Source organism: Methylobacterium sp. CM6246 (assembly GCF_054818005.1).
The window spans coordinates 578,792-597,500 of record NZ_JBTXKY010000001.1; the positions used below are offsets into that span (position 1 = coordinate 578,792).

At 70.3% G+C, this 18,709-nt stretch carries 13 protein-coding genes, 1 tRNA gene and 2 rRNA genes (1 of these 16 only partly in view); 4 read left to right on the top strand and 12 right to left on the bottom strand.

The annotated features are described in order from the left end of the window. Both ACYQPG_RS02985 and solA read right to left on the bottom strand, forming a co-directional pair. Positions 1-843 carry a transporter substrate-binding domain-containing protein gene (locus ACYQPG_RS02985; protein ID WP_147939742.1) on the bottom strand — a complete coding sequence of 281 codons (843 nt, stop codon included), beginning with the start codon at positions 841-843 and terminating at the stop codon, positions 1-3. Between the two features lie 71 nt (positions 844-914). Then, entirely contained in the window at positions 915-2,084 is a 1,170-nt protein-coding gene (gene solA / locus ACYQPG_RS02990; protein ID WP_461230215.1) for an N-methyl-L-tryptophan oxidase, read from the bottom strand. A 172-nt stretch (positions 2,085-2,256) separates the two neighbouring features. On the opposite strand from solA, the gene ACYQPG_RS02995 reads away from it, so the two are divergent. Beyond that, on the top strand, positions 2,257-3,267 hold the full coding sequence (locus ACYQPG_RS02995) for a GlxA family transcriptional regulator (protein WP_461230216.1): 1,011 nt from the start codon (positions 2,257-2,259) through the stop codon (positions 3,265-3,267). A gap of 96 nt (positions 3,268-3,363) precedes the next feature. Here ACYQPG_RS02995 and ACYQPG_RS03000 read toward each other — a convergent pair whose 3' ends face one another. The 5 genes from ACYQPG_RS03000 to ACYQPG_RS03020 form a co-directional block, all read right to left on the bottom strand. Then, complete coding sequence (locus tag ACYQPG_RS03000) at positions 3,364-5,526, bottom strand: molybdopterin-containing oxidoreductase family protein (protein ID WP_461230217.1); 2,163 nt, start codon at positions 5,524-5,526, stop codon at positions 3,364-3,366. Between the two features lie 336 nt (positions 5,527-5,862). After that, positions 5,863-6,081: a hypothetical protein gene (locus ACYQPG_RS03005; RefSeq protein ID WP_419828667.1), complete on the bottom strand. Its 219-nt coding sequence runs from the start codon at positions 6,079-6,081 to the stop codon at positions 5,863-5,865. Continuing rightward, entirely contained in the window at positions 6,078-6,740 is a 663-nt protein-coding gene (locus ACYQPG_RS03010) for an acyl-homoserine-lactone synthase (RefSeq protein WP_147939739.1), read from the bottom strand. Before ACYQPG_RS03010 ends, ACYQPG_RS03005 begins: the two co-directional genes overlap by 4 nt. 87 nt (positions 6,741-6,827) lie before the next feature. Beyond that, positions 6,828-7,559, bottom strand: coding sequence for a LuxR family transcriptional regulator (locus ACYQPG_RS03015; protein WP_147939738.1), 732 nt, complete (start codon positions 7,557-7,559; stop codon positions 6,828-6,830). Positions 7,560-7,715: 156 nt separating this feature from the next. Next, a complete protein-coding gene (locus ACYQPG_RS03020) occupies positions 7,716-8,306 on the bottom strand; it encodes a DNA-3-methyladenine glycosylase (RefSeq protein ID WP_461230218.1) in 591 nt (196 codons plus the stop codon). A gap of 341 nt (positions 8,307-8,647) precedes the next feature. On the opposite strand from ACYQPG_RS03020, the gene ACYQPG_RS03025 reads away from it, so the two are divergent. Continuing rightward, complete coding sequence (locus ACYQPG_RS03025) at positions 8,648-10,378, top strand: adenylate/guanylate cyclase domain-containing protein (RefSeq protein WP_187193481.1); 1,731 nt, start codon at positions 8,648-8,650, stop codon at positions 10,376-10,378. A gap of 51 nt (positions 10,379-10,429) precedes the next feature. Here the strand turns inward: ACYQPG_RS03025 and ACYQPG_RS03030 are convergent, their stop codons facing one another. After that, complete coding sequence (locus ACYQPG_RS03030; RefSeq protein ID WP_461230219.1) at positions 10,430-11,692, bottom strand: MFS transporter; 1,263 nt, start codon at positions 11,690-11,692, stop codon at positions 10,430-10,432. 105 nt (positions 11,693-11,797) lie between these two features. Between ACYQPG_RS03030 and gcvA the strand changes: the two genes are divergently transcribed. Together gcvA and ACYQPG_RS03040 are read left to right on the top strand one after the other, a co-directional pair. After that, the gene (gene gcvA, locus ACYQPG_RS03035; protein WP_419828669.1) at positions 11,798-12,685 is read left to right on the top strand and encodes a transcriptional regulator GcvA; all 888 of its coding nucleotides are present in this window, start codon (positions 11,798-11,800) and stop codon (positions 12,683-12,685) included. Positions 12,686-12,835: 150 nt separating this feature from the next. Continuing rightward, on the top strand, positions 12,836-14,977 hold the full coding sequence (locus tag ACYQPG_RS03040) for a helicase-related protein (RefSeq protein WP_461230220.1): 2,142 nt from the start codon (positions 12,836-12,838) through the stop codon (positions 14,975-14,977). 776 nt (positions 14,978-15,753) lie between these two features. On the opposite strand, the gene ACYQPG_RS03045 is transcribed toward ACYQPG_RS03040, so the two are convergent. The 4 genes from ACYQPG_RS03045 to ACYQPG_RS03060 all read right to left on the bottom strand — a co-directional run. Continuing rightward, on the bottom strand, positions 15,754-16,461 hold the full coding sequence (locus ACYQPG_RS03045; RefSeq protein WP_461230221.1) for a FadR/GntR family transcriptional regulator: 708 nt from the start codon (positions 16,459-16,461) through the stop codon (positions 15,754-15,756). Between the two features lie 158 nt (positions 16,462-16,619). Then, a tRNA-Met gene (locus ACYQPG_RS03050) sits at positions 16,620-16,696 on the bottom strand. A gap of 97 nt (positions 16,697-16,793) precedes the next feature. Further along, positions 16,794-16,909 (bottom strand): 5S ribosomal RNA (gene rrf, locus ACYQPG_RS03055). Between the two features lie 175 nt (positions 16,910-17,084). Next, positions 17,085-18,709 (bottom strand): 23S ribosomal RNA (locus ACYQPG_RS03060); it runs 1,185 nt beyond the window's last position.

Below are 18,709 nucleotides of genomic sequence, written 5' to 3' on the forward strand. Positions count from 1 at the left end.
TCAGTTGGTCGCGTTCTTGTACTTCTCGTGCATCGCCTTCGAGTAGGCGGTGGGCTCGATGCCCCACTTCCGCTCGCCGGCGACGACGAAGCCGGTCTTCATCCAGTCCTTGGTCGCGTCCTCGACCATCGTCTGGAGCGTGGTGTTGCCCAGGGCCACCGCCATCATCCACGGCGCGTCGAGGATGCCCTTGAGCGGCAGGGCGTAGCCGGCCTTCCAGTCGTCGTCGAGCAGCTTACCCTGCAGCATGCTCTGGTCGTAGACGTAGCCCAGGCAGTTGCCCTGCTTGAGCGCGAAGAGCGGCTTCTCGGAGCCGTCGAAGGCGACGATCTCCGCCCCGTAGGTGCGGGCGACGTCCTTGTTGTACCACGCCCCCGAGGTCGCGCAGAGCGGCTTGCCCTTCAGCTGCGCCCAGTCGGTGATGCCGGCGGTCTTGGGCAGCAGCACGTTGACGAAGTCGGAATAGTATTGCGGGTCGATCGCCTGCACGACGCGGCGGCGCTCCGGCTTGTCCGACAGCGTGGCGATCAGGAGATCGACCTTGCCCTGCTGCAGGAACTCGATCCGGTTGGCCGAGACCACCGGCACCAGCTCCAGCTTCACCCCGAGCCGCTTGGCGAGGTCGGCGGCGAGGTCGGGCTCCAGCCCGATGATCGCGCCGCTCGGATCGCGGAAGCCGAAGGGTTTGTAATCCGCCTTCACGCCGACGATCAGCGTCCCGCGCGCCTTGATCGCGTCGACGCCGTCCGCTGCCGAGGCCCGGCCGGGCCATGCCAGCGCCGGGATCGCCGCGAGGGCGGCCAGCGCGGCATTCGTCAGGAGGCGTCGGGACATGGGGCGCATCGGGTCGGTCCTGCTCGGGCGAACGGATCTTGGCATGGTTTCTAGCAATCCACGAGCCATCGGCCTTCGGATCAACCGAAGCGTGCGAGGGCGAACGGCGTGAGGTCGGGTCGCCCGGCGCCTCCGGCCAGGTCGGCGGCGACCGCCTCGCCGATGCCCGCCGAATGCTTGAAGCCGTGCCCCGAGCAGGCCGAGACGACGTGCACCCGGTCCATCCCGGGATGCCGGTCGATGATGAAGCCGCGGTCGGGGGTCACCGTGTAGACGCAGGCCGCGGCCCGGACGACCTCCGGAGTGGCGCCGGCCAGCCGGCCCGCGACGCGCAAGCGGTACATTGCGTCGGATTCCGCGGGGTCGACGCGCCGCGCGACGGCGTCGGCCGTGGTGGCGGTGCTGTACTGCTCGGTCGCGACCTTGATGGCGCGCTCCCCCGCCAGGGGCGGGAAGCCGTAGAGGTAATCCGTGTCGGTGGTCCCGTACATCCAGATGAACACGGGCGCGCGCGGCCCGTACGCGGATTCGTTCTCCAGGGCGTACCAGTGCAGGAGCTGGCGCCGGACCGTCAGCAGCCCGTCGAACGGGGCGCCGAGCAGCGGGGCGGTCCAGGCGCCGGCCGCAACCACGGCGCGATCGGCCAGGATCACGCCGTCGGAGGTCTCGATCCGGATGCCGGCCGCGTCCTGATCCAGCGCCAGGACTTCGCAGCCGGTCCGGATCTCGGCCCCCAGGGCGGTCGCGCGGGCGAGCTGCGCCGCGATGCAGCGCTCCGGGAAGACGTAGCCGCCGCCGGGCTCGTAATAGGCCTTCTCGTCGCCCGCGAGGTTCAGGAATTGCGGGAAGCGGCGGGCGACCGCGGCCCCGTCGAGCACCTCGTGCGGGATCCCGGCCCCCTGCGCGGCGCTGATCGAGCGGCCGACGAAGTCCGGCTTGCCGTGATGGGACGAGACCCCGCGGCCGGGCGCCATGACGAGGGCGCCGCAGACGTTCAGCAGCGTCTCGCCGGTGGCCGCCTCCAGCTCCCGCCAGATGCGATGCGAGGCGACGACGAAGGGCACGTAGTCGCGCCCTTCCCCGACGGCCTGGCGGGTGATCCGCGTCTCGCCGTGGCTCGACCCGAGGGCGTGCGGCGGCGCGTAGCGGTCGAGCCCGACCACCGCGGCCCCGCGCTTGGCCAGCTGGTAGAGGATCGCGCTCCCCATTGCGCCGAGCCCCAGGACCGCGACGTCGAACCGGCGCGTCATCGGGCCTGCCCCTGCGTGGGGGTGTGGCCGCAACGGGTATGTCCGTGACGACACGGGCGCGGAGCTGCGAGGCCGGGCATGCGATCGGGATCTCGGTCGAACGGGAAGTCGACCGTGAGCATGACGCGCTCGGGCGGTTGCGCATGACCGGGAGAGACGCTTTCTTGCACGGATGAGCCAAACCAGCGACGCGATGCCGGATCCGGGCGGCCCGGCCCCGGGGGATCGGCCGCAGGAGATCGGCTTCCTGCTGGTCCCGGGCTTCGGGTTGCTGTCGTTCGCCTCGGCCTGCGAGCCCTTCCGGGCGGCCAACGATCTCGCCGGCCGGGTCCTCTACCGGCTGCGCTACTTCGGCGAGGCCGGAGGCCGGGTCGCCTCGTCCTCGGGGGCGGAGGTCCCGACCGAGGAGCTGCCGCGGGAGCGCGGGCGCCTGGACACGATCTTCGTCTGCGCGGGCGGCGACCCGACCGAGTGGGACAGGCCGGCGATCCATGCCGGGTTGCGGCGCATGGCCCGGTTCGGCGTCCGCGTCGGCGGTATATCGGGCGGCCCCTACCTGATGGCCGCGGCGGGGCTGCTGGCGGAGCGCGCCTTCACGATTCACTGGGAATACGCCGGCGCCACGGTCGAGGCGTTTCCGGACGCGCGCCTCACGCGGGCGCGCTTCGTCGCCAATGCCGACCGCCTGACCTGCGGCGGCGGGGTCGCCCCCCTCGACATGGCGCACACGCTGATCGCCGCGCGCCTGGGAGCGGCCTTCGCGCGCCGCATCTCGGACTGGTTCCTACACATTGCGGTGGGCGCCGCCGACGACCCGCAGCGCGCCTCCGCGGCGGAGCGGTACGGCATCCACCACCCGGCCCTGCTCGCCGTCCTCGAAACGATGGAGACGACCGTCGAAGCGCCGCTCACCCGCCGGGCCATGGCCCGCCTCGCCGCCGTCAGCGCGCGCCACCTCGACCGCCTCTTCCGCGAGAAGTGCGGCCTGAGCTTCTCGGCCCAGTACCGCGCCATCCGCCTCGCCCACGGCCGGCGGCTGCTGCGCCAGAGCCCGCTTGCGATCGGGGAGATCGCGACCGCCTGCGGCTTCTCGAGCGCCGCCCACTTTTCCCGCAGCTACCGGGCCCAGTTCGGGTGCAGCCCGTCCTCGGACCGACGCACGGCGCCCGAGCGCGCGGCCTGAGCCCGGGCGGCGCGCCGAGCGCACCTTACAAAACGCCCGATCACCGGGCGTCCCCCTCTGCACGAGACAGCGCAGAGGGCGTTTTGCGCGGGGCTCTCAGTTCGCGCGCGCGACCTCGACGAGGTTGTCCGAGAACGACGGGGCGTGGCCCATGTCGGTGAAGGCCCCCGACGCGATGCTGTTGACCGTGCCCTCGTTGAGCTGGCGCCAGTAGCCCAGCGTCGCGACCACGATCCCGGCCCTCACGTCGTCGGTGATGCGCGCCACGCCCTTGAAGGCGCCGCGGTCGTTGCCGACCTGCACGCGGTCGCCGTCCCGGATGCCACGCGCGTCGGCATCGTGCTGGCTGATCATCACGAACTGCTCGCCCTGGCCCTTCTGCTTGTCCTCCATGTTGGCGTAGCAGGAGTTCAGGAAGTAGTGGCTCTTGGGCGAGACGATGTTCAGCGGGAAGCGCTTGGCCAGCTCCGGGTCGTTGGTGTGGGACTCGCGCGGGCCGAGGTAGTCCGGCAGCGGGTCGAGCGCCTCGCCGGGCTGGAAGCCCTCGTACATCTGCCGGAACGGCGGCGCGACGAAGTTCGTGGCGCCCTCGACCTTGAGCATGCACTTGCCGGTCGGCGTCGGGAAGTTGCCCTCCCGGTGGGGCGCCCGGTCGTCCGGCGTCCCGACCTTGAGGCGGGCGAAGCCGTGCTCGCGCATGTAGGCGAGGTCGATGCCCTCGCAGGCCGGCGACGACCAGTCGACGTAGTGCTCCAGGCACTCGCTGTCCGACCACTTGAAGTTCTCGTCCTCGTAGCCGAGGCGGGCGGCGAGCTGGCGGAAGATCTCGTTGTTCGGGATCGCCTCGCCGGGCGCGTCGGCGCACTTGGTGTTGTAGGTGAGATAAAGGTGACCCCAGGAGAGGATCATGTCCTCCATCTCGGCGCCCATCGTCGCCGGGAGAACGATGTCGGCGTAGGAGGCGGTGTCCGAGAGGAAGTGCTCGGCCGAGACCATGAACAGGTCCTCGCGCATCAGCCCCTCGACGATCTTGTCGGTCTCGGGCGCCTGCGTGACCGGGTTCGAGTTCCAGCACATCATTGACATGATCGGCGGGTCGAGCTGCATCTCGCCGGTGAGCGCGCGCCCGATCTGCAGGTTCGAGACCACGCGGGTGCCCTCGGGGATCAGATCAGGGCGGCACATCACGTCGAACTTGTAGGGGTGCTCCCAGACGCCGAACTGGGTGACGCCGCCGCCAACGTGGCGCCACGCGCCGGTGAGCGCCGGGATGCAGGTCACCGCCCGGATGGTCTGGCCGCCGCCGTAATGCCGCTCCAGCGCCACGCCCATGCGGATGCCGACGGGCTGCTCGGTGGCCATCTCGTAGGCGAGCTTGCGGATGTCCTCGGCCGGGACGCCGGTGATCTCGGCAGCCCATTCCGGCGTGCGGGTGCTGGCCCGCTCCTTCAGCTCCTCGAAGCCGACCGTGTAATTGTCGACGTAATCCTGATCGACGAGGCCCTGCGCGATGATCGCATTGATCAGCGCCATGGCCAGCGCCCCGTCGGTGCCGGGCTTGGGCGCGATATGCCAGTCGGCCGCCTTGGCGGTGCGCGACGCGTAGGTGTCGATCACGACGACCTTGGCGCCCTTCTTCTGCGCGTCCTTGACGATGGCCCAGTGGTGCAGGTTCGTCGAGACCGAGTTGCAGGCCCAGATCACGATGTACTTGGAGTGGATGTAGCTGTCCGGGTCGAGGCCAGCGGTCGGCCCGACCGTGAGCAGCCACGCGGTACACGAGCCCTCGCCGCAGAAGGTGCGCTCGGTCACGGTGGCGCCCATGCGGTTGAAGAACGCGTCGCCGCCATTCAAGCCATGCACGAGGCCCTGGTTGCCGAGGTAGCTGTAGGGCGCGATGGCCTCCGGCCCGTACTGGTCGATGATCGCCTTCCAGCGGGTGACGATGGTGTCGAGGGCCTCGTCCCAGGTGATGCGCGCGAACTGCTTCGAGCCCTTCGGGCCGACCCGCTTCATCGGGTAGAGCAGCCGGTCCGGATGGTAGTGGCGCCTCTCGTAGTCCTTCAGCTTCACGCAGAGACCGCCGCGGGTCATCGGATGGTCCGGGTTGCCGCGCACGCCGAGCAGTTCCCCGTCCTTAACCTCGAAGATCATCGAGCAGGTGTCCGGGCAATCGTGGGGGCAGCCGCCGAAGAAGGTCTGGGTCAGGCTCTCCGCCTTGGCGACGAGCAGGGAGTCGGGCTTGACGATCTCGTTCATGGTTCCTCCACGGCCGAGCGTTTCGCTTTATTGTTCTAGCGAGCCGGCTCAGCGCAGAGGCAGGATGCACTGGAGTGCGAATAATTCCAAATTCTAGTCCCTGGTGAGGGCGCATCGGCGTGCGTTCGTCGTGTGGACCACGGTGTCGCGGCGCGGGCGTGCGGGGGTCGGTCGCGGAACGTCTGCTCCGGGGCGAAAAGCCGGGGGCCACTTGCCACCCCTGGCCGAGATCGCGGTGGGAACCGAGCCTCCGACTTCGACCACGCGGCTGCGGCGCCGCGCGGGCAACGACGGGGGCGGGACCGTCGGCCGCTTAAAACCCCCGCCCCCGCGCCCTCAATGCAGCGTGTCGTCCACGCAGGTTTCGCCCCCGACGTCGCGGGCCAGCGCCCGGCCGACATGCTCCACCAGCGGGCGCAGGGCGGCCAGGAGACCCGGGTCGCCGATCTCCTCGGCGGCCCGCCACATCTGGATCGCGTGGTGGCCCAGGCGCACGATCGCCGGGTCCTCGCCCTCGCGCCCGCAGGCCTCGTCCAGGATGTCCGAGATGCTCATGCGTGCAGCCTCCGCTCGGCGGGCACGGACGGGCGGATCGCCTGCGTGCGGGGGGCGTGCGGGGGCGCGGCGTCGAGGTTGAAGAACCGGTGCGACTCCGCGACCGTGTCGGGCGTCAGCCGGGCGTAGACCGCCAGGATGGAATGGCCCTGATAGGTCGTCGGCAGCCCGAGGGGCTCCACGTCCCAGCCGCAGGACATCAGCCGATTGACCAGGATCGGGTGCGTCTGCGCCAGCAAGCCGTCGAGGCCGCGCGCCCGCGCCACCTCGGCCGCCGCGATGAAGATCCCGGCGGTGGCCGGGTCGATGCGGCTGGTGCGGCCCTCGCGCCGGGACGGCAGCGTCCCGCACCGGGTCCACTCGTACACCGCCGCGCCCCGGGGCGCCGGGCCGCGCTCGGCGAGGTGCGGGTAGACCTCCGTGAGCAGATGCGGCCGGGTCGTCGGCAGCAGCCGCGTGTAGGCGGTCACGGCCGCGCCCTCCAGGTAGGCCAGGTGGATGCAGCCGGGGCCGTCGAACTGGTCGATCTCGCGGCCGTCGGGCCGGCGGCAGGCCTCCCAGTTCAGCCGCTCCACGAACAGGGCGTGCCGGAACCGGTAGATCTTGTCCATCAGATCGCCGTGCCGGGAAATATTGTCGTCGTCGATCACAACAACCATGGATCACTTCCCCCTTTGGGGGCGTGATGCCGGGTGGCGGGTCCGAAAGAGCCTCGTAAATTTACGAGGTCGGCGGCCGCCCCGGGGTCAGGCTATGATGCCCTGCCGCATGGCCTCGGCGACGCATTGGACGCGGTTGACCGCGTCGAGCTTGCGGGCGGCGTTCTTGAGGTGGAACTCCACGGTCCGCTGCGACGTGCTCAGGATCTCGGAGGCCTCCCAGCTGGTCTTGCCGGCCGCGGTCCAGCGCAGGCACTCGACCTCCCGCGCGGTGAGCCGGGGCGCCTTGCGCGCCGGGCTGCGGCCGCCCTCGCGGATCAGGGTCTCGGCCCGCTGGTAGGCGTAGATCGACACGAGGTGCAGCGCCGCCTTGGCGTCGTCCGACAGGTCGAGCCGGTCCGCCCCGAAGCTGACGCCGCCCCCCGGGCCGGACAGGTGATGGATCGGGACGCAGAACCCCTGCGTCAGCCCGAACTCGGTCGCCTCGCCCATCACCCGGGCGGCCCCGGCCTCGTCGGCCCGGTAGGGCGCCTCCCGCCACAGGAACGGCTCGGTGGTGCGCCGGACATGGTTCGCCACCGGGTCGATCCGCAGGTAGTCCCGGTCGAAATAGCGCTTCCGCCAGCCCTCCGGCCAGGCCGGCACCAGGGCGCAGCCCTGCGTGGAGATCGCGTGCTCCGCCGGCAGGTTGGTGATGATGAAGGCGTCGTAGCCGAAATACGCGCCGGCCGACCGCATCTCGCGCAGGATGTCCGGGATCCGCGCGGCCTGCTTGAGACGGCCGACGATCTCGAAGGCCTTGTGGCTATCCTGGCTCACGGAACGTCCGAATGCTTGCAGAGTAAAATTTATCCGACCTGTAGTTGTAGCAATGTCAGTCTCCCGCGAAGAAACCTATACATGAGGTTGCGCTACCGGCCAAGCGTACGGGGGCGGCCGCGACGGTCCGTGCGGTTCCACCGGGGCCGCCGGGTCTCAGGCCGGCGGCGCGCTCCCCGCGGTCCGCCGCGCCGGCCGGCTGACGAACCGGGATCCGGCGAGCAAAAAGCGCCAGGGCGTCTCGGCGCCGCGGGTGATCCCGATGCGGCGGTCCGCCGCGACCGCGACGGCCTGCGCCCGGGGCTCGAACCGGAACGGCGCCTCCGCCACCGGCAGGCCATCCAGCGCGCCGGTGACCCCGAGGGCCTGGCACAGCCGGCCGGGTCCGGCGCAGAGCAGAAGCGGATCGTCCGTGCCGCGCCGGGCCGCCATGGCGTCCTGGCCCTCGGTCGGCTCGATCGCCCGCAGCAGCACCGCGCTGCCCGGCTCGCAGACCAGGTTCAGGCACCAGTGCAGCCCATAGGACCGGTAGACGTAGACGTGCCCGGGCGGCCCGAACATGCTGGCGTTGCGGCGGGTCGGGCCCGCGAAGCTGTGGGAGGCCGGGTCGGTCCGGTCGTAGGCTTCCGTCTCGACGATGCGCCCGCCCGCCGCGCCGACCCAGAGCCGCGCGCCGATCAGCTCCGCCGCCACCGCGGCGGCGTTCCGGGCGAAGAACAAGGCGGGCGTCGGATCGACGGGGGTCATGCTGGGCGTGTCATGCCGGAAGTGTCATCTGGATGGTGTCAGCCAGCCGGGCAAGGCCGGGCGGTCCGTTGGGTTGACGTTCGGCCGGCATCCGGGTCCGGCCCCGCAGACTTCGTGGACGTGGCGGATGGGCCGCGCACTTCTTCGTCGATCCCCGGCCGACGGCAATGCCTTTTTCGTTCGCTTCGAAGGGACCGCGAAGTCTGTCGGGCGGCCTCCGCTCCGGTCCCGACCCGAAATTCGCCCGCACGTAGAAAGACAGCGGAGGCCGCGGACGCGGTTTGCTGGTACGACAGGCCGGCCAGACCGGGCCCGCTGCCGATCTCGTCGGACCTCCCAGCATGACGCGCACCTCGTCGATCGCGACGCTCCGAACCCCCGCCGGGGGTTTGCCGGCCGCCCCGATCCCGCTGCGCGCCCGGGTCCGGCCCGTCCTCGGCGTCCGCCGCCTGCGCCTCGGCAGCGGTCTGGTGCTGTTCGCCTACATCCTGACCCACCTGACCAACCATGCCCTCGGCAACGTCTCCCTCGACGCCATGGAGGACGGCCTCGATATCGCTTCCGCCCTGTGGCTCAACCCGCTGGGCCTGGCGCTGCTCTACGGCGCCCTGCTGATCCACCTGCTGCTCGGGCTCCAGGGCCTCTACGTGGCCCGCTACTTCCGCTGGCGGCCCGGCGAGGTGGTCCAGATGGTCTCCGGCCTGCTGATCCCGCCGCTGCTCATCAGCCACGTCGCGGGCACCCGGATCGCCTTCGCCACCGAGGGCCTCGACAAGGGCTACGCGCAGGAACTCTACGCCTTCTGGGTCGCCGCGCCGCAGCAGGGCGCGATGCAGGCGGCGATGCTGGTCATCGCCTGGATCCACGGCTGCTCCGGCCTGTATTTCTGGCTCCGTCTGAAGCCCGCCTTCGGGCGCGCCGCCCCCTGGCTGCTGGCGGTGGCGGTGCTGGTGCCGGTCCTCGCCCTGCTCGGCTTCGCGCAGGGCGGCCGGACGATCGCCGCGCTCGCCCAGGACCCGGCCTGGCGCGCCGTGGCGCTCCAGCCGGTCCATGTCGGACTGCCCGACCAGGTGGCGCGGCTCGCCGCCATCCGGAACGGGATGCTGCTGACCTATGCCGGCCTGGTGGCCGCCGTGATCGCGGCCCGCGGGGTCCGGACCCTGGCGGAGATCAAGCGCGGGACGATCCGGCTGCGCTATCCCGGCGGCCGCGTGGTCCGGGTCCCCCACGGCACCAGCGTGCTGGAGGCGAGCCGGCGCAACCGGATCCCGCATGCCAGCGTCTGCGGCGGCCGGGGCCGGTGTTCCACCTGCCGAATCCGCGTGCTCGACGGCAGCGACCGCACGCCCCCCGCGGGCCGGGCCGAGCGCGCCGTGCTGGAGCGGATCGCCGCCGGGCCGGGGGTGCGCCTCGCCTGCCAGTTCCGGCCCGAGGCCGACCTCGCCGTGGTGCCGCTGTTCCCGCTGCCGCCGCCGGTGCGGCAGGCGGATCTGCTCGACCGGGCGCAATCCGGCGAGGAGCGCTTCATCGTGGCGATGTTCGTCGACCTGCGCGGCTCGACCCGGCTCGCCGAGGAGCGGCTGCCCTACGACACGGTGTTCATCATCAACCGCTTCCTGGGCGCGGTCGGCGACGCGGTGCGGGAGGCCGGCGGCTCGACCAACCAGTTCCTGGGCGACGGCCTGCTGGCCCTGTTCGGCCTCGAGACCGAACCCGAGCCGGCGGCGCGCGACGCGCTCCGGGCGGTGGAGCTCGTGGCCGAGCACGTCGCCACCCTGAACGAGCTCCTGGCCGCGGACCTGGAGCACACCCTCCGGTACGGGATCGGCGTGCATGCCGGCCTGGCGATCGTCGGCGAGATGGGCGACGCCACCGACGCCCGCTTCACCGCGCTCGGCGACACCGTCAACGTCGCCTCGCGCCTGCAGGGCCTGACCAAGGTTTTAGGCTGCATCGCTGTGGTCTCGGAGGCGGTCTACCGCGCCGCCAAGGCCACGCCGACGGCGATCCGGGAGATCCCGGTGGAGGGCCGCTCCGAGCCGGTCCGGGTGAGCACGCTCGGGGTGCTCTGAGCCGCCGGGGTGTTCACGGATCGGTGCCATCTGGCACGGTGAGAAACCCCATCAGCACCGCTGGGCCGCCCTCCCCCCGGCCAGATGGCGCGACAGGGCCAGCATGAGCGGCACCACGGCGAGCGCCGTCACGGCAGCCGCCACCGCGGCCCAATGGGGGCCGGCCGCGTCCCCGAGCCGGCCATAGAGCAGCGGGGCCGCCAGCGCGCTGCCCCCGAGCGTGCAGGTGTAGAACACCGCGAACGCCCGCTCGACCCGGCCGCCCGGGGCGAGTTCCGGCACCGTGCCGTACAGGACCGACGAGGTGCCGTTCAGCATCACCCCGAGCAGCGGCAGCAGGATCAGCGCGGGCACGAGCGGTAAGGCGATCACCGCCAGGATCGCGGCCGCGGTCCCGGTCTCGGTCAGCAGCACGGTCCGGGTCACGCCGAAGCGCTCCCCGAGCCGGCCGCAGACGGCCTTGCCGAGCGCGCCGCCGATGAACACCAGCGAGAGCGCGAGCCCCACGGTGGTCAGGGCCGCGCCCTTCTCCTGCAGCAGGAACGGCAGGTAGAGCAGGAAGGCGGGGCGCGCGGCGTTGTCGAGGGTGCCGATGGCGACGAGCAGCCCGAAGCCGGGCCGCGCCTCCGTCCCGTCGCCCCCCCGCGCGGGACCCGGGGCGGTCCGGGATGGCGCGCCGCGTGAGGCGGGATCACGCGGCAGCCAGCGGCCGACGCCGAGCGCGACCGCGACGCCCAGCCCGGCGATCACCCAGAGCGCCGTGCGCCAGCCCGACAGGGTCAGCAGGAAGCCGACCAGCGGCGGCACGGCCGCCTTCCCGAGGTCGCCGGCGAAGTTGTAGGTGCCGAGCGGCCCCCGCGCGGCGGCCCCGTAGGCCCGGGCGATCACCGTCGAGGCGAGCGGATGCTGCGTGCTGCTGCCCGCGCCGCCGAGCAGCAGGCCGGCGCAGAGGCCGATCAGGCCCCCCGACGCCCCGGCGAGCGCGTAGCCGCCGGCGCTGAGCAGCGTGCCGAGGACCAGGACGGTGCGGGCACCGAGCGCTTGGGCGAGCCGGCTCGCCGGCATCTGCAGGGCGGCGAGCGCGCCGTTATAGAGCGAGCGCAGCAGCGCCAGCGCGACGTAATCGAGGCCGAACTCCGCCTGCCAGACCGGCAGCAGCACGTAGATCAGGTCGGTGTAGCCGTCGTGGAGGGCGTGGTTGACCCCGGTGACCACGAGGGTGCGCTTGTCCTTGATGCGCTTGTCCTCGATGCGCTTGGCCGTCCGGTCCGGGGCGTCGTCCAGCGAGGCGGTGAGCTCCGATACGCGGGCCATCCGGCTTCCCTTGCCTGCTTCCCTTGGTGGTTCCCCAGAATGCGGCCGTCGTGCCCGGCCGACAAACGACTTATGTTGACGCTCGCGTGAGGAAATCTGACAGACATGCATCGCCGCCTGCCGCCGCTCAACGCCCTCAAGGCCTTCGAGGCGGCGGCCCGTCACGCGAGCTTCACCCGCGCCGCCGAGGAGCTGCGCGTGACCCACGGAGCCGTGAGCCGGCACGTGCAGATGCTTGAAGGCTGGCTCGGCGTGCCGCTGTTCGAGCGTCACAACCGGCGCGTGGTGCTCACCGAGGCCGGGCAGAGCTACGCCGCCGAGATCGGCGCCGCCCTCGACCGCGTCGCCCTGGCCACCGCCCGCCAGGTCGAGCGCGGCCGGCCGCGCCTGCTGCACGTCAACGCGCTGGCCACCTTCACCCTGCGCTGGCTGATCCCGCGCCTGTCCGGCTTCCAGGTCGCCCACCCCGCCGTGGAAGTCCGGCTGACCACCTCCAACGTGCCCCTGGCCCACCTGGTGGACCCGTTCGACGTGGCGATCCGGGGCGGGCCGGATACGCGTCCCGGCCATATCGGGCAGCCGTTCCTGTCCGAGCGGCGCCTGCCGGTGTGCAGCCCGGCCCTGCTGCGGCGCCTGCCGCTCCACGAACCGGAACACCTGCGCCACCATACCCTCCTGCACGCGGCGACGCTCCCGGAGGTCTGGCCGCACTGGCTGCGGGCCGCCGGGGTGCCGGACCTGACGCCGCAGGCCTCGGTGACCCTGGAGCACTTCTACCTGACGCTGCAGGCCGCCCTCGACGGCCTCGGCGTCGCGATGGGCCCGGAGCGCCTGATCGCCGACGACGTGGCCGCCGGCCGCCTGACCCGCCCGTTCGCGGGCCCGTCGCTGCCGGCGCGGAGCTACTACACCTACGTACCCGAGACCCGGGCGGACGACCCGACCGTGCGCGCCTTCTGCGCCTGGCTGACCGAGGCGGCGCACGACGCCTGAACACGGGACAGGAAGCGGGATGGCATCCGGAGCTATCCTGGCGCAAGAATGCTTGTCAGGCATAGATGTTTGTCAGGCATAGATGCTTGTTAGGAATGCGTTCGACGGCGTCAGCGCCGACCGGCGGACGCCGCTGCCGAAGGTGAGTTCATGGCGCGCAAGCGTCTCCGCCCCACGATCGCGTATCTGTCCGAAGCCGTGGCGCGGCTCGGGCTCGCCCCGGATTCCGTTGATCTGGAAACCCTGCGCGCCGATCTCGAGCTGCCTGATTTCGGTGCCGAGGTGGAGGACGAGCGGGTCGCCCAGGCGTTGCGCGCCCGGCAGCGGGCCCGGGCCTTCGCCGAGACGGGGGTCCCGGCGGTCCGGAAGGCCATCCCCACCCTGAAGGCCGCGATCACCCGGGACCATCGGGTGATCTGGACTATCCGGATCGAGATCCCGCTGCTCGACAACGGCCGCATGGACCTTCGGATCGACATCGCCCCGGACCCGGCCGCCGCCGAGATCCTGTCGCGCATGGCGGCCCGGAACGATCCCGCCCACCGGGTCGAGGCGCTGCGGGCGGCCGTGGCGGAGCGGGCAGCCGAGGCCGTCCGCAGCTTGAGCAAGCCGGTCGAGCGCCTGCGTGCGCAGATCATCCAGGACCTGCGCGAGGTCGGGGCCGATGCGGCCGCCTACATCGCCCACATGGACCGGTCGCTGCGGTCCCGGGTGTTCGCCTACGGGCCGAAGCTGGCACGCGCCCTGGTCGACGCGCTCACCCCCGTGCGCCGCCACGCCAAGGCGGTGGCGAGCGAGGGCTCGCGCCTGCGCCGCCTGCGCGATCAGGTCGGCTTCGGTGCCTATATCGAGCGCTTCGCCGCCGCCCGCCGGCTGAACCGGCGGATCCTGTTCCACATGGGCCCGACCAATTCCGGCAAGACCTACGCGGCCCTGCAGATGCTGACGGCGGCGCCGACGGGCACCTATCTGGCGCCGCTGCGGCTGCTCGCCCTGGAGAATTACGAGGCCCTGCGCGAGCGTGGGCTCCGGGCCGGGATGGTCACCGGCGAGGAGGTCTTGGGCGAGCCCGAGCCGACCCACACCGCCCGCACCATCGAGACCGCCGACCTGACCCGCCCCATCGATGTCGCGGTGATCGACGAGATCCAGATGCTGTCGGATCCCGACCGCGGCTGGGCCTGGACCAACGCCCTGTTCGGCGTGGCCGCCCGGACCGTGGTCGTGTGCGGTTCCGACGACGCCTTGGCCTATGTCCGCCGCGCCGCCGAGGCCGCGGGCGAGTCGCTGGAGGTGATCCCGTTCACCCGCAAGTCGCCGCTCCTGCTGCTCGACGAGGCGGTGCCCCTGGAGAAGGTCGAGCCGGGGGACGCGGTCGTGGCGTTCTCGCGCCGAGCCGTGCACGAGAACCGGGAGATCCTGGTCGCCCGCGGGCACCGGGTGGCGACGATCTACGGCGCCCTGTCGCCGGAGGTGCGCCGGGCCGAGGCCACCCGCTTCCGCACCGGCGAGGCCAACGTCCTGGTCACCACCGACGCGATCGGCATGGGGCTCAATCTCGGGCCGCTCCGGCGGATCGTGTTCTCGACCGTGCGCAAGTGGGACGGCGTGAAGGAGCGCGGGCTGACCAATTCCGAGATCCGCCAGATCGCCGGGCGGGCGGGCCGCTACGGGCACCAGGAGGTCGGCTACGTGGCGGCGACGGACGCGATCGCCGTCGAGCCGATCCGGGTCGCGTTGTCGGGCGCTCCCACGGCGCCGGCAGCGGACTCGCGCTTCTTCGTCCGGCCGGATCTCGGCGCGATCCGCTCCGTCGCCGCGGAGATGCAGACCCACAGCCTCCACGAGGTGCTGACGCACTTCGCCCGGGCGACCTTCTATGCCGGCTCGCCGTTCCAGCCCTCGGCTCTGGAGGAGATCCTGGAGGTCGCGCGGGTGGTCGACCGGGCGCGGTTGCCGATCGAGGAAAAGTTCGCCTTCTCGGTCTGCCCGATCAACCGGCGCGACGAGATCGCCATGGGCATGCTCGAACGCTGGAGCCAGGCTCGTGCGGCCGGCACCACGGTCCCGGCCCTGCGGGCGAACCTGACCGGGGAACTCGACTACCAGGAGCGGAGCGTCCGCCTGGCCAGCGCCTATCTATGGCTGTCACGCCGCTTCCCCGACACCTTCGACGACGTCGAGGCGATCCGCCACATGCGCAGCCGCGCCAACGACGCCATCGAGCAGCACCTGCGCGAGACCGCGACCCGCAAGGCCGAGCGCCGCACCCGCCGGGCGGGCACGCGCTAATCCGACCAGCGGTAACCGAGGCTGGCGATGACGGTCCGGCCGTTGCCGTAGAAGCAGCCCCCCGCCGCGAAGCAAGACGCGACACTGGTCCGGTCGAACAGGTTGGCGGCGTTCATCGAGACCTGCCAGCCCGCAGCTCCGGATCGGCGGCGCCGAGTTCGTGGCGGACACCGATGTCCACCAGGGTCACGGGCGGCACCGAGAAGCTGTTGGCCGGGTCGCCGGCGCTCCGGCCAGTGGCGCGGATCCCGCTGGCGAGACCCGGGCCACGATCCCAGGGACCGGATCCGTTCCCGTCATCCCGCGTCGCGTCACCGTAAGCACGGGCAGCGCGATCTCCGTGTCCGTGTCGCTTCGCGGAACCGCCGTGTTCGCCGATCGACCCGACGCGCGCATCGACCGCGCCCGGATCAATGGCGCAGAGCCGGAATGACCCTGCCCGTCCGCCCGGCTACGCCTCCGTCTGGTGCCGGGAAATGAACGCGTTGCTCGCAGGCGGCGACCCCTTCGTGCCGATCTATGACGGGCGCCGGCACGACGAAGCGCAGGACGACCGGGTCGTGCGCGGCCTCTAGCTGAAACGGAACAAGAAAGCCCTGGGCGGGCGCTGCCGCGCATTGATCGTCGTCGAGCCAGACCCGGAGGGCCGCCACGCCCTTTTCCAGCGTGATCCGCGCGTTCGGCACGCGCTAGGCCGCATGCGCCAACGATCGCGAAGCCGTCGCACTGGCTAGGCAGACCCTGGACGCGGTGGGCTGATCGGAGCCGCAGCGCGCTCAGGCCCCGGCGGTCTTGATACGCCCGAGCGCATCGAGGATCGGGCCGACGATCGCCCGGGCCGCCTCCGCAGCACCCGCTTCGTCCCCTTCCCGGATCGCGTCGACCACCCGGCGATGGGCGGCGAGGTCGGGCTCGGGCAAGGCCCTGTCGGCGAGCGCCGTGCCGGTACTGCCGTGCGACGACAGGGCGAAATAGCGGTAGAGTTCCGCGAGCGCGGCGTTGTCGCCGCATTGCGCAACCGCGACATGGAAGGCGATGTCGCGCTCGATGAAGGCAGCGAGGTCCCCATCCTGGGGACGGTCTCCGCGTGCTTCCAGCAAGGTTTCGAGCCGCGCCACGTCATCGTCGTTCCGTCGCGCCGCCGCCCGGCGGGCCGCCTCGGTCTCGAGAAGCGCACGCAACTCGAAATGGTCGCGCAGACTCGCATGGGCGACCCGGCGCATGACCTCCGCCGGATCGACGTTGAGGCGGACATAGGTTCCGTCCCCCTGACGCACCTCCAGCACCTGGGCATGAGAGAGAACCCGCACGGCCTCCCGCACCGTATTCCGCCCGACCTGCAGCATCGCGGCGAGTTCCGCCTCCTTCGGGATGCGCGCCCCGACCTTCCAGCGGCCGGTCTCGTTCTGCGTGCGGATGAGATCGATCGCCGAATCGACCAGCGAGCGGCGGGCGGCCTGAGGCAGATTCGAGGTTGAGGGCATGCGCTCAGCTTCATGCCGGGATGCGGGATCATCCGACTTCTGGACCCACTCTTCGACCACTCCGCTTACCAAGCGAAGCCCCGAGCACGAAACAGCCGGTCCGCGTGAGCGGACCGGCTGTTTGGCTGGATCGTGGTGATCGTGTCTGTGTGTGTGTTTGGTTGCGGGGACAGGATTTGAACCTGTGACCTTCAGGTTATGAGCCTGACGAGCTACCGGGCTGCTCCACCCCGCGCCAAGTGTGTGCGGCTGATCCGGGCTGGCTGGCGCCGCTGGGCGCGCTCCGGGGCCGTCGTGGTGTGCGTGTCGAGGGATGTGTTTGCGATGTGCGGGTCTGGCGGCGACCGACTCTCCCGTGCCTTGAGACACAGTACCATGGGCGCTGGCGTGTTTAACGGCCGAGTTCGAGATGGGATCGGGTTCTGGGCACGCCGCTCGAGCCACCAGACCGGCGCATCGCAATGTTTTTGGGACTGGCCGCGCAGGGTGCTGCGACGGCGGGGTCCTCGTTCGGCAAGCATGCGGCAGCTGTCTAGGCTGCTGGTCTGGTTGTGCACGTGGTTGGCGTGGTCGTCATCCGCTTTGCAGCGGCTGCCGATCACGCACGGACACGGATCACGGGAGCGATCAAGTCAATCGGGCGATTAGTACCGGTCGGCTCAACGCGTCACCGCGCTTGCACCCCCGGCCTATCGACGTGGTCGTCTTCCACGGCCCTCAAGGGAGGTCTCGTTTTAAGGGGGGTTTCCCGCTTAGATGCCTTCAGCGGTTATCCCGTCCGTACGTAGCTATGCTGCACTGCCGCTGGCGCGACAACAGCTCCACCAGAGGTACGTTCATCCCGGTCCTCTCGTACTAGGGACAAAGCCTCTCAAACCTCCTACACCCACGGCAGATAGGGACCGAACTGTCTCACGACGTTCTGAACCCAGCTCACGTACCACTTTAATCGGCGAACAGCCGAACCCTTGGGACCTTCTCCAGCCCCAGGATGTGATGAGCCGACATCGAGGTGCCAAACGACCCCGTCGATATGGACTCTTGGGGGTCATCAGCCTGTTATCCCCGGCGTACCTTTTATCCGTTGAGCGATGGCCCACCCACGCGGGACCACCGGATCACTATGACCGACTTTCGTCTCTGCTCGACCTGTCCGTCTCGCAGTCAAGCGGGCTTATGCCATTGCACGCGACGAGCGATTTCCGACCGCTCTGAGCCCACCTTCGTACGCCTCCGTTACGCTTTGGGAGGCGACCGCCCCAGTCAAACTGCCTGCCATGCGCGGTCCCGGACCCTGATCAAGGGTCGCGGTTAGACCACCATATCGCCAAGGGTGGTATTTCAAGGTTGGCTCCACCAAGGCTGACGCCCCGGCTTCAAAGCCTACCACCTATCCTACACATGCCGACACGAAGGCCAGCGCAAAGCTACAGTAAAGGTGCACGGGGTCTTTCCGTCTGACCGCAGGAACCCCGCATCTTCACGGGGAATTCAATTTCACTGAGCCGATGCTGGAGACAGCGGGGAGATCGTTACGCCATTCGTGCAGGTCGGAACTTACCCGACAAGGAATTTCGCTACCTTAGGACCGTTATAGTTACGGCCGCCGTTTACCGGGGCTTCGATTCAAAGCTCTCACCTCTCCTCTTAACCTTCCGGCACCGGGCAGGCGTCAGGCCCTATACGTCGTCTTACAGACTTCGCAGAGCCCTGTGTTTTAGATAAACAGTCGCCACCCCCTGGTCTGTGCCCCTCTGCCCTACTTGCGTAAGACAGAGGCCTCCTTATCCCGAAGTTACGGAGGCAAATTGCCGAGTTCCTTCAGCATCGTTCTCTCAAGCGCCTTGGTATACTCTACCAGTCCACCTGTGTCGGTTTCGGGTACGGTCTTACGCGGAGGCTATTTCCTGGGACCCCTTCACCGCCTGACCAATCCGATAAGGTCAAACGATACACGGCATCCGTCACCATCCGCTGGCCGGGGAATGTTCGCCCCGTTCCCATCGACTACGCCTTTCGGCCTCGCCTTAGGGGCCGGCTAACCCTGCGCAGATTAACTTTACGCAGGAACCCTTGGACTTTCGGCGAGAGTGTCTTTCACACTCTTTGTCGTTACTCATGTCAGCATTCGCACTTCCCATACCTCCACGGCCCCTCACAGGTGCCGCTTCACAGGCCTAGGGAACGCTCCGCTACCACGCACCCCCGAAGGAGTGCATCCGAAGCTTCGGCTCGTGGCTTGAGCCCC

Excerpts from the sequence above, each read along its gene's own strand:
- ACYQPG_RS03040 (WP_461230220.1), top strand. The coding sequence starts at position 12,836 with ATGGCGCGCAAGCGTCTCCGCCCCACGATCGCGTATCTGTCCGAAGCC.
- ACYQPG_RS03010 (WP_147939739.1), bottom strand. The coding sequence starts at position 6,740 with ATGGTTGTTGTGATCGACGACGACAATATTTCCCGGCACGGCGATCTG.
- ACYQPG_RS03000 (WP_461230217.1), bottom strand. The coding sequence starts at position 5,526 with ATGAACGAGATCGTCAAGCCCGACTCCCTGCTCGTCGCCAAGGCGGAG.
- ACYQPG_RS03005 (WP_419828667.1), bottom strand. The coding sequence starts at position 6,081 with ATGAGCATCTCGGACATCCTGGACGAGGCCTGCGGGCGCGAGGGCGAG.
- ACYQPG_RS03025 (WP_187193481.1), top strand. The coding sequence starts at position 8,648 with ATGACGCGCACCTCGTCGATCGCGACGCTCCGAACCCCCGCCGGGGGT.
- ACYQPG_RS02985 (WP_147939742.1), bottom strand. The coding sequence starts at position 843 with ATGCGCCCCATGTCCCGACGCCTCCTGACGAATGCCGCGCTGGCCGCC.
- ACYQPG_RS03045 (WP_461230221.1), bottom strand. The coding sequence starts at position 16,461 with ATGCCCTCAACCTCGAATCTGCCTCAGGCCGCCCGCCGCTCGCTGGTC.
- gcvA (WP_419828669.1), top strand. The coding sequence starts at position 11,798 with ATGCATCGCCGCCTGCCGCCGCTCAACGCCCTCAAGGCCTTCGAGGCG.
- ACYQPG_RS03020 (WP_461230218.1), bottom strand. The coding sequence starts at position 8,306 with ATGACCCCCGTCGATCCGACGCCCGCCTTGTTCTTCGCCCGGAACGCC.
- solA (WP_461230215.1), bottom strand. The coding sequence starts at position 2,084 with ATGACGCGCCGGTTCGACGTCGCGGTCCTGGGGCTCGGCGCAATGGGG.
- ACYQPG_RS03030 (WP_461230219.1), bottom strand. The coding sequence starts at position 11,692 with ATGGCCCGCGTATCGGAGCTCACCGCCTCGCTGGACGACGCCCCGGAC.
- ACYQPG_RS02995 (WP_461230216.1), top strand. The coding sequence starts at position 2,257 with ATGAGCCAAACCAGCGACGCGATGCCGGATCCGGGCGGCCCGGCCCCG.